This is a genomic window from Catenulispora pinistramenti (assembly GCF_018274385.1).
Classification (GTDB): domain Bacteria; phylum Actinomycetota; class Actinomycetes; order Streptomycetales; family Catenulisporaceae; genus Catenulispora; species Catenulispora pinistramenti.
On sequence record NZ_JAAFYZ010000318.1, the window covers coordinates 1 to 9,462 of the forward strand.

At 64.5% G+C, this 9,462-nt stretch carries 10 protein-coding genes; 6 read left to right on the top strand and 4 right to left on the bottom strand.

All coding sequences use genetic code 11. The features are described 5' to 3' along the window. From KGQ19_RS45230 to KGQ19_RS45240, 3 genes are all read right to left on the bottom strand, one after another. Nucleotides 1-185: hypothetical protein (locus KGQ19_RS45230; RefSeq protein WP_212021241.1), on the bottom strand; the 185-nt coding region annotated here is incomplete at its 3' end. Nucleotides 186-787: 602 nt separating this feature from the next. Then, nucleotides 788-1,258, bottom strand: a complete 471-nt coding sequence (locus KGQ19_RS45235) for an NUDIX domain-containing protein (RefSeq protein WP_212021243.1) — start codon at nt 1,256-1,258, stop codon at nt 788-790. Nucleotides 1,259-1,262: 4 nt separating this feature from the next. After that, on the bottom strand, nt 1,263-2,000 hold the full coding sequence (locus KGQ19_RS45240) for a helix-turn-helix domain-containing protein (RefSeq protein WP_212021245.1): 738 nt from the start codon (nt 1,998-2,000) through the stop codon (nt 1,263-1,265). A 511-nt stretch (nt 2,001-2,511) separates the two neighbouring features. On the opposite strand from KGQ19_RS45240, the gene KGQ19_RS45245 reads away from it, so the two are divergent. The 4 genes from KGQ19_RS45245 to KGQ19_RS45260 all read left to right on the top strand — a co-directional run bounded on the left by KGQ19_RS45245 (nt 2,512) and on the right by KGQ19_RS45260 (nt 4,427). Next, a complete protein-coding gene (locus tag KGQ19_RS45245) occupies nt 2,512-2,760 on the top strand; it encodes a hypothetical protein (RefSeq protein WP_212021247.1) in 249 nt (82 codons plus the stop codon). Further along, the gene (locus KGQ19_RS45250; RefSeq protein WP_212021249.1) at nt 2,757-2,909 is read left to right on the top strand and encodes a hypothetical protein; all 153 of its coding nucleotides are present in this window, start codon (nt 2,757-2,759) and stop codon (nt 2,907-2,909) included. Before KGQ19_RS45245 ends, KGQ19_RS45250 begins: the two co-directional genes overlap by 4 nt. Before the next feature lie 609 nt (nt 2,910-3,518). After that, nucleotides 3,519-3,848: a hypothetical protein gene (locus tag KGQ19_RS45255; protein ID WP_212021251.1), complete on the top strand. Its 330-nt coding sequence runs from the start codon at nt 3,519-3,521 to the stop codon at nt 3,846-3,848. A 90-nt stretch (nt 3,849-3,938) separates the two neighbouring features. Beyond that, a complete protein-coding gene (locus KGQ19_RS45260) occupies nt 3,939-4,427 on the top strand; it encodes a helix-turn-helix transcriptional regulator (RefSeq protein WP_212021253.1) in 489 nt (162 codons plus the stop codon). 506 nt (nt 4,428-4,933) lie between these two features. Here KGQ19_RS45260 and KGQ19_RS45265 read toward each other — a convergent pair. Beyond that, nucleotides 4,934-5,407, bottom strand: coding sequence for a VOC family protein (locus tag KGQ19_RS45265; protein WP_212021255.1), 474 nt, complete (start codon nt 5,405-5,407; stop codon nt 4,934-4,936). A gap of 1,201 nt (nt 5,408-6,608) precedes the next feature. Here KGQ19_RS45265 and KGQ19_RS45270 point away from each other — a divergent pair. Continuing rightward, entirely contained in the window at nt 6,609-6,770 is a 162-nt protein-coding gene (locus KGQ19_RS45270; RefSeq protein ID WP_212021257.1) for a hypothetical protein, read from the top strand. Nucleotides 6,771-7,595: 825 nt separating this feature from the next. Further along, complete coding sequence (locus KGQ19_RS45275) at nt 7,596-9,095, top strand: replication initiator (protein WP_212021259.1); 1,500 nt, start codon at nt 7,596-7,598, stop codon at nt 9,093-9,095. Nucleotides 9,096-9,462 lie beyond the last annotated feature (367 nt).

Here is a 9,462-nt window from a genome sequence, read left to right on the forward strand (position 1 = left end):
CCCGCCACGGCCGCGGTCAGCGCCACCACCCCGGCCAGCCCGCCGCCGGCGCCCGCCATCCGGAACCGCCGCCGCCGGTCCCCGGCGTGGGCGAGCACCGCCGGGTCGGCGATCCATCCGGGCTCGCCGGCACCCCGGGTCCGGTCGAACAGTTCGCGAGCCCAGTCCACTTCTTCCTCAGCCATGCTCATCCTTCCTTCCACGTGAGCAGGTCGGGGTCGGCGGTGTGCGCGGAGCTCGCGATTTCCACGCGCAACGCCGCCAGACCCCGGGCCGTCTGGCTCTTGACGGTGCCGAATCTTTGTTCGCACACCATGAGTTGACCAGCGGAGACGGGCCAACTGGAGTCGAGAGCTGAGGGGTGGGCTGGGATTTTGGCCGGTGTCCTGCGTGTGCGGGGCTGAAGCACTTCGAGGGGGCCTTACGCTGGCTTAGCAGAGAGGGCAGGTTCGTGGACCTGCCCGCAGGTGGCACTCTCAGGCCCCCTCGAAGTGCTTCAGGTGGGGTCCCCGTGCACGGAGGTGGGTAAAATCTCGGCCCGCCCCGGACCGGACCGCAGACAACCACGAGCGGGACGTGAGCTGTTGGCCTGTTCTGGTGACCACGCGTCTCAAGAGCGGAGGGGGTGTCTTCGGAGGAGGGCAAGGGCTAACGAAGTGCCCTTGACGTCCGGAGAAGGCGCCACCGTAGCGGCGGCAAATTCCGTACTTGACCGACTACGAGCGACAGGTGGCGGTTCCGCCTAAGACGACCACAACTCATCATCCACGCGGCGGTCCTGATCCGATCATCCAAGATAGGGATGATCGCGCCTTTCGGCGTAATGCTTCAGCCGAAGACGCTGCGTGGGGTGCATCGGGAGATCATCAAAGGCTGATGGGGCTACGAACTCCAGCGCTGTTGACTCGTCGGAGGGCGTCATCTCGCCGCCAACCGCCTTCGCCGTGTAGCAGATGTTGAACTGCTGGCGAACCTCGCCGTCTGAGTACGCAATGACATGGCGCGGGTCCGAGTAGGTACCAACGAGCCCTGTGATCTCGACTTCGAGGCCGGTCTCTTCGCGGGCCTCGCGTACGGCGCATTGCGTCAGCGACTCCCCAAGCTCCATCGTTCCGCCTGGAAGTGCCCAGTTGCCTGAGTCAGTACGGCGCAGCAGCAGAACCCGGCCGGCCGCGTCTGTAACTACGGTAGAGGTCGCCACCACGAGCGAGTTTGGCGTGGGTGCGGCGGGATCGTCGAAGTAGTCGGTACGCGCCATGTCGTCACGCTACCGGAGCTGCCCGTTCCCAGACGGCATCGAACGAGTCGCGGTACGTGTTGACCATGGTGCCGCTCTTGCCGCGTCGCAGATGCCAAACCGGCGCACCAAAAGCGTTCACGCCCCAAACGTGACCGTTGATCAACAGTTCGTCGTCGGAGCGGTAGATGCTGTTGTAGAGAGTCGTACCGTGTGTTCTGATCTCGATGTTCCGTTTTCCGAGTAGCGGACGGTAGTGCATCAGTGCAAGTCGGCAGCGACTTTCGATGCCATGGCCGAACTTCTCTTCCTGGCCTCGGGCAATGATGTTCGGCGAGTCAGGGTCGCCGAGCGCGATGCGGACGGCGCATCCGCGCGCGGCCTTGTCAGCGAGTAGATCGTTGAACCCGGGAACCGATTCCTGAAGGTGGTTGGCGGCGTATACGAGAACGTCGATCGCCTGTTCGGCTTGCTCGAAGAAGCTGAACCAGACGGCGGGGGCCATCTCGGCTCGTTGGCCGTAGATCGCGACCAGTTCGGGTGATAGGGCTCGTGCTGAGCGGCCTTGATGCAGGTTGGGCCAGAGAAACATAGCGTCTTCCTGGAGGGCTTCGGCGGCTGGAACCGCAAGGCGGGCATACGGGACTCGACCCGTGTTCACCCACCGCTCAACGGTCTTGGGATCAATCCCGATGGCAGCGGCAAGTTTCTCGGCCGTCATCCCTCTTGCCGTCATCGTCGCCCGTAGCCGCTCGTTCGCCATACCTCACCTCACAGACGTCTACCCCTGGGACTTGTATAGCGCACAGGACGTCCTAAAGTCGTCCCTTGCGACAGTTTAGGCGTCCCGCTTCCGATCGAATACTCAGAGTCATGAGTGATGCCAACGCCCGCCCGGCCAACGCGACCGTCGACGCAGGGCTCGTGCCCGGAACCGTCGCGGCGTCCGACCGTGCCGGAATGTCGGGAGGAGCGATCTCGATGCGAAGGAGGGCAACGCCTGAGCTGCCGGTGGGATCCCCTCCTGGTGCTGAGGTTCGGCGTGCTTTCGATGTGCCGGTAGGGGCGTGGATCGCTCCGCTAGGTGAGTCGATGAACCCTGGTGCGTGGCGTCCGACTGTGGACCGGGCGGTTTCTCGGGAGTACTCGGTGCTGTTCCACGAGAGGCCGTCTGCGGGGAAGGCGCCGGACGCATCGAAGTTCCCGCATGGGGTGTGGGTTGCGTGGTGCCGTACTCGGCCGACGTTCCCGGACCCTGCTGAGGGGGTGCGGTCGTGAGCATGTTGCTGGAGTCCGTTCCGGCGCGCGTGTCCGAAATCGAGTTCGGTTCGCTGGTGCTGATCGGTGCCACGTGGCGGCGTTTGGAGCGTTGGGAGACGACCGGCGGCGACGGCGGAAACCCCACAAGTTGGTGGGTGTTCTGGGCCGGGCCGCTGCTCCCGTCGATGTATGTGGCGGAGCCGTCGTTCATGCAGGTCTGGTGCGGTGACGATGCTCCGCGCACATCGGGGGTGGTGTGGTGACGACGCAGGAGAACGACACGTCCGGCATGTCCTACTGGGACGAACCTCGCGGGCGTACCCGTGTGCTGATTCTGTTCACGGTGGCTGTGTCCTCGCTGACGATGAACGCGATTCTGCTCGTCTACTACGCGAAAGGTGGCGTTCGGTGATGGGCGCGGGCGGGGTGGACGCGGCGAGGGTTCGACGGTACGAGCCGGGCGATGTGGTGCGGGTTCGTAGAGAGCCGTTGCTGAGTGTCGTGGAGCTGCCGACGCATCGGGCCTGTGAGGTGCCAGAGGATGCGCCGGATCTGGGTTCGCTGTGTTGCGTACCGATCGTGTTGGTCCGGACCCCGAATGGCGAGGGTGACGGGCCGCTGCGGTGGGTGGAGGTCGCCGATCTGACCCCGGTCGATGAGGACGACAACGGAGAATCCCCTGTGCCGCCGTAGTGCGGGGGTGGTGCTTGCGGGTGAGGTGACTCGGCCTTGATGGCTGTCGCCCGCGAGGCGGTTGCGTGCGGCTTCGAGGGGCCTTGGGTTTCTCGTCAGAGTCGGTCGTGCGTGGCCGTGGCGGGGAGTAGGGCCAGGCCGTGGTGCGCTCGGCGGTCCCCCCACCTGCTCCCCGCTCAAGAAAGTAAGCCGGACCGCCCTGATCCTTGGCAGGCGGGGCGGTCCGGCGGGGTGATCAAACCCCGGTGCCGATGGTACCGGGGTGCACCGACATGTGAGCACTCTGATTCCTCGGCGCGGGTCGTGTTGGTCCGAGTCGGGAGGGTGTTTGGACGTGGTCGCCGGTGAGTGGTCGGTGCATCCGGATTTCTGGGTGTGCAGGCCGGGCGTGAATTACGTGGTCGCGTATGCGCGTGCCCGGTGGCTGGCGTCGCTGCTGGTCAGGCTGGCCGGTGGTGAGGCGGCCTCTGCGGACCTGCGGTCGGCGGCGGAGTTGTACGGCCCGGCCTGGGCGGTGCGCGCGGATGGCACGGCGATTGCGTGGATCGGGCCCGATCCGGATGACGCGGACTTGTGGGCGCAGCTCGGGCCGGATGAGCCGGTGCCGTTGGACTTTGGTGGCCTTGCGGCGGCGGAGACGGGGCGGGTGTGGTGGTGACCTGCTGCGCAGGCGAGAGATAGCCACCAGTTCCGCTGGTGAACACGGGCATAACCCAATATCAGCGTTCGATACAAGGTTGGGTAGGGCATGGTTTTGCGGGTCAACGCGGCGGCACAACGGCGGTTGAACGCGATCCAAGGGCAGCTCCTCGCGGCAAGACTGGCGGCCAAGATGTCGCAAGAAGCCCTCGGCGAAGTGCTCGGGGTAACGAGCAGATCGTTGCGGGATTGGGAGAAGCACTACGACTCGCCCAGCCTGGGCCACGCGTTCGACTGGGCACAGCGGCTGGGGTTTCGCCTCGCGCTCGCCGATCGCCTCGTCGAAGCGACAGCTTTCCCGGTTGAGGTGAAGCACCACCACATCTGGCAGATGCAGGAATACCGGCTGTTGGCTCCGTTCTTGAAGGCCAGGCGCCGTGCCCGCAAGATCTCCCAAACCGATCTTGGCCTGATTGTCGGGGTTACCAGATCGACGTTGCAGCGTTGGGAGGACGGTGAGCAGTTTCCCCGGCTGATCGGGTTGATCGTCTGGGCTGACCGCCTCGACTACTCCGTCGAGCTGCAACCGCTGCTCTAGAAGCGCAAGACCCAGGTTCCAGGCTTGAGCGGGGCGGGTTCGGCCGGCGGGCGGCCTTCCCGCGGGGCTGATCTCGGGGGTGTCCTCGCCGCCCGCCGGCCGGTTCCGCTGATGAGCGCACTATTCAACGGGAGTGGAGGAGCACGTGAACAGGAGAGCACTGGGAACAGTGATCCTCGCTGGTGTGGTCATCGTCGGCACAAGCGCGGGTTCCGGAGGCTGTGGAGGCTCATCGAGCTCCGGCGGCTCCTCGGGAGTCTATGTCGCGCCGCCATCGTCGCCAACGGCAAAGCTGAGCGCGCGAGCTGAACTATTCGATAGCTCTGCGGCCGGTTAGTGATGTGTAGAGACACGGTGTCAGCCTACGGTGGCGCATCTGCTGGTTTTTTGCGGATCGTGTCGGCTGCGGGATCGGGCTTACCGCATCGATGATCCGGTGAGGTCTTGAGGATGACGGCCGTGTATCTCGGGCAGGATCGACGGGTTCTCTCGGTTGCCGCTGCCCTCTACCCGCGTTGTGCGATGACGGCAGCGGTTTCAGCCGCATCGGTTGCCTTCTGTGCCTGGTGTCTCGCGTTCTCCGCTTGAATCCGGCTTTCAAGGGCATTGCTCTCAGCATCGTTGGATTCGACCTGGAACTCGTTGCCTTCGGGATCAGCCATGACGACCCACCCAACGTTGTCCATCTCCGGGCGTCGATGGTCGTCCAGCAGTGTCGCCCCAGCCGCGATAAGGCGATCGACCTCATCAGAAAGCGTTCCCTCAAGGGGCGTGAATGAAATGTGCGATCGGCTTGCGACTGGTTCGCGTACGGGGAAGTTCTCAGAGAGGACCATTGCCAGCGCTGGCGTCATCGGCACGGCGATCCGCAACTGACCATTGACACCTTGTACGGGGACGCCGATGGCTTCATTCCAGAACTGCCCCAGCCTGCTGGGTTCACGACAATCGAACGTGATGAACTGCGCGATGAGCGTCATGACATGCCGCTCGCGGGCGACGATTGGATCCGGTCTGATAGCTCGTCCATTTTTACCTCGCATTTACAGGTTTCAAATGAAGAGAAGAACTACTGGCCCTGCGTTCGACAGGGCCAGTAGGCGGTCTGGCGCGGAATCATGGAGATCAGCGTAAGGTACCTACTCGCACGGCAGAGTGATAACCGTGCTCTCGGCGGTGCCGAAGCCTGTCAGTCCGTTGTACTGCACTCCTAGAACGATGCCAGTACGGAACTGCTGGTTGTTGAGCGTGCTAAGGCAACGATAGCCGGAGGTTGTCACCGTTCCGCTGCACTTTCCCCAGTTTCCGCCAGCCTCCTGGATGTTGGTCCAGGATGAGCCGCCCGACTCTTGGGGAATCAGTTCCTGGAGCTCGACCGACAGATTGCACAACTGGGGCGGCGGGGCGCTACAGGTGGTGAACGTAGCCTGAGCGTACAGCGGGCCATTCCTGGTGAGCTGGAAGGGCACGGCCGACTGCGCTTTACACCAGACTGTAATTGCAGGAGCCAATCCCGTCCCGGTCTTAGTCGACGATGGCACAGTCGCCGTCACCGTGACCGGGCCGGGTGGTGGCGATGGGCTCGCGGCCATGGCTGGCAGTGCGGTGGTCAACGTCAAGATGACGGCGGCGGCCAACCCAGTAGAAGTCTCCGAACCTTGTTCATAACACCATCCCTGCGTGTGATGATTGATCGGATTCGTGTATCGCGCTCACAACCTCCTTATGGCTTACAGCGCGAGTATTGTCCTGCGTGCGCCAGGGCAGGCAAGCTCAAGAATCCGTTACAACTGACGACTTAGTTGTTTATACACCCCGTAGTAACAATTGGGCTAGGCCGATGCGGACGGCCCCTCGTGAAATGAATCACTACCCTGAGACGTTTAGACGGCATTCGAGCAGCGACACGTAATAAGGACCTTGACACACCGACGCGCTCTACTCGTAGATCGTCTCGTGCCGGGCACGTCGGAACAGAGGCAGTCTCACGTCGCGTCCACCTCTGTGCGGAAGCCCCCTGCGGCCGACTTCCCGGGGGAATCGCCATAGCGCTCGTACCGCCGCCGGTGTCGCGTCAGCTCCAACCCCGGTCACGTGGTCTGCGGGTAGCCCCGGGCCCATGACGTGCGATTTCTCACGCATAATAAATGTCGGGCGGATTCAGCCGGCGGGTCGCGCTCCATGCACGGCCAGGCGGTACTCAAGGTCAACGGCGGCGAGTATGAAGCTGTCGAGCTGTGCGAGAAGGGGCTCGTCGCTCGTGCCGCTCTCGTCAGCGGTTGGACCGTGGCTGCGCGTGTTCCGGAGGAAGGCTCCGAGCCCGTGGTCGAGTTGATCGGCTAGGGCTGTAAGAACGCCGTTCACCCCGGCGCGCTGGGCCGGTCCGGCGCGGGGCGGAGACAGGAGCGGCGGAGCGGTCCAGCCGTGGCGGTCGTCGCGGGTCCATGTCTCCCGCTCCTGGTGTTCCGGCGGTGGTGGTTGTGTCCACCTTCTGACTTGAGGGCGGCCAGGCTCGTTAGCGCGCGGTCCGTGACGGACCGCGTCGCGCGGACCGGCCGTCAGGCCGCATGCCGCGCGGGCGCGAGGACGGCGCGGGGCGCGCGCGGCGGGCCGCTAGGCCCGCCCTTGAGTCAGTAAAGATATTCCCCAGGACCCCTCTCACCTGTCTCGTATCTGGCTCTGGGCGGTGTTGCCAAAGACGTGACGTGACGTGACGTGACGTGACGTGACGTGACGTGACGTGACGTGACGTGACGTGACGTGACGTGACGTGACGTGACGTGACGTGACGTGCGGGACTTGTGCCCTGAGCCCTTTGCAAGGTACGGTAAAAAAGCTGCTCTGAATCACGGTTCTGTGATACACTCGGTGGGTCAGGACAGGTGGCGTCGGCTGCCGGATCTGGCGGGGACACCAGCAGGCATCCCAAACGTTTCCTCATCTCGGGACGTGAACCCTTCTTCTCGCGGCATACCTTTCCTGCGGCCGGTGTGGCAGCCGGTGCCGGGGCGGCGATCCAGTCGTTCCGGGGTTTCGAAGCTTTCCTGATTCTTCGCCGCGCACTCTCTGAATCCTCCTGAGCGCTTTTTCTCTTCTGTCGCGGTGTCTCCCGTGGCGTCTTTGCCGTGGCGGTTTGTGTGCCCGGATAGGGCGCTGATGGTCCGGTGCATGGTCGGTGCGCTGAATCTTCAGGGAGTGGAAGTGTTTCAGGTCTCGGGGGCTGGGTCTGCCATGTCGGTGGGTCCGGCTGAATCGCCGTTCGCGTGGCTGCCGCCGGGTGAGCGGGAACTGATGGAACTGTTGGCGAATCCGGAGTTTGCGCAGATCGATGCGCAGATCCGGGCGGTGGGTGCGTGTGAGAACCCGGTCCGGTTGTCGGGTGAGACGGTGAAGACCGAGGCTGGCACCGGGCGTGTGGTGGATGTGTTCTCCTCGGTGGATGCGCCGGGTGGGGCGATCGTGGTGCGGTGTATGAATCGTCGGCGGTCGCGGTGCCGGTCGTGTTCGGCGCTGTATCAGGCCGATGCGTTCCATCTGGTGCGGGCGGGGTTCGTCGGCGGCAAAGGCGTTCCCGAAACCGTCCAGGAGCATCCGATGGTGTTCGCGACGCTGACCGCGCCGTCGTTCGGTCCGGTGCATCGCAAGCCTGATCCGTCCCGGCCGAACGATCGGTGTCGTCCGCGTCGTGATGATCCGTGCTGTGTGCATGGCCGGCCTATGGGCTGCGGTGCGCGGCACGCCCCCGGTGATGTGGTGGTCGGGCAGCCGATGTGTGCGGCCTGCTACGACCATGCCGGGCATGTGCTGTTCAACGCGTTGGCCACGAAACTGTGGAACGGGTTCGGTGAGGCACTGTATCGGCGGATGGCCCGGGTCGGCGGGGTGCGCAACAACCAGATCCGCAAGCTGCTGCGGGTGGAGTACGTTCGCGCGATGGAGTATCAGGCGCGTGGCCTGGTGCACTTCCACGTCGGGCTGCGTCTGGACGGCCCGGAAGATCGTGAAGCGCCTCCGTCGTGGGCGACTTCGGAGGTGCTGGCTTCGGCGGTGGTGTCGGCGGCGTCGGCGGTGTCGGTGTCGGCTCCGGAATCAGCCGGGTTCGGGTCGCATGTGCTGCGGTTCGGGTCGCAGTTGGATGCGCGGCCGATCGTGTTGGATGCGGACCGGGGGTTTCCGGCGGAGCGGGCGGCGGGGTATTTCGCGAAGTATGTGACCAAGGGTACTGAGGACGCGCACGGGGTGGATGTGCCGATCACGCATCGGTCGCAGATCAATCTGTGGGCGCGGACCCCGCATGTGGCGGCGACGATGCACACGGCGTGGACGCTGGACCAGCAGCGGGAGTTCGCGGGTTTGGGTCTGGGCCGGTGGTGTCACATGCTCGGGTTCGGCGGTCATGTGCTGTCATCGACTCGACGGTTTTCGGTGGGCATGGGTGTGCTGCGTCAGATGCGGGCGGATCACCAGGCTGAGGCGGCGGCGGCTGGTGAGCCGGTCGTGCAGGTGGAGACGGTCACCGAGCGGCAGTGGCGGTATGCCGGGCGGGGCTGGCAGACCGAAGCGATCAGCGACTACGCGCAAGGAGTCTACGAAGACAGGTTGGAGGCTCAGGCGCTGGCTCGTGAGGCTGCTGCGCTAGAGAGCATGCGCGGGGGTGAGGCGGCATGACTGGTGAGCCGAAGCCTCGCCACCATGTGGTTCCGGGCGGTCCTACCGATCGGGATTTTCATCTGGCCCGTGTGTGTTCGCAGTTCCCGAAGAAGATCAGTGTGGAGTCGGTGCGGCGCCTGGCCCGATTGTTTGAGGTTGAGGATCGCGCCGAGTAGGTGGTGATGGTGTGTGGGGCCGGATTCGTGAAAGCGGGTCCGGTCCTTCGCCGTGTCTGGGCCGGTGTCGGCGGTGCGAAGGTGGTGAGTGGCAGAGTAATCCGCTTAAGAGGCTGCGCCGTAGGCGTCAATTCACCTCAACGTCCTGTGGTGGGTCGCCGGGTGAAGGCTGCCACGTGTGGAGTGGTGCGGCCCGGGTGGGTGGGTGG

Bases quoted from the DNA above. Each gene is read 5' to 3' on its own strand.
- KGQ19_RS45235 (WP_212021243.1), bottom strand. From the start codon at position 1,258: ATGGCGCGTACCGACTACTTCGACGATCCCGCCGCACCCACGCCAAAC.
- KGQ19_RS45240 (WP_212021245.1), bottom strand. From the start codon at position 2,000: ATGGCGAACGAGCGGCTACGGGCGACGATGACGGCAAGAGGGATGACG.
- KGQ19_RS45275 (WP_212021259.1), top strand. From the start codon at position 7,596: ATGGTCGGTGCGCTGAATCTTCAGGGAGTGGAAGTGTTTCAGGTCTCG.
- KGQ19_RS45265 (WP_212021255.1), bottom strand. From the start codon at position 5,407: ATGACGCTCATCGCGCAGTTCATCACGTTCGATTGTCGTGAACCCAGC.
- KGQ19_RS45270 (WP_212021257.1), top strand. From the start codon at position 6,609: ATGCACGGCCAGGCGGTACTCAAGGTCAACGGCGGCGAGTATGAAGCT.
- KGQ19_RS45260 (WP_212021253.1), top strand. From the start codon at position 3,939: ATGGTTTTGCGGGTCAACGCGGCGGCACAACGGCGGTTGAACGCGATC.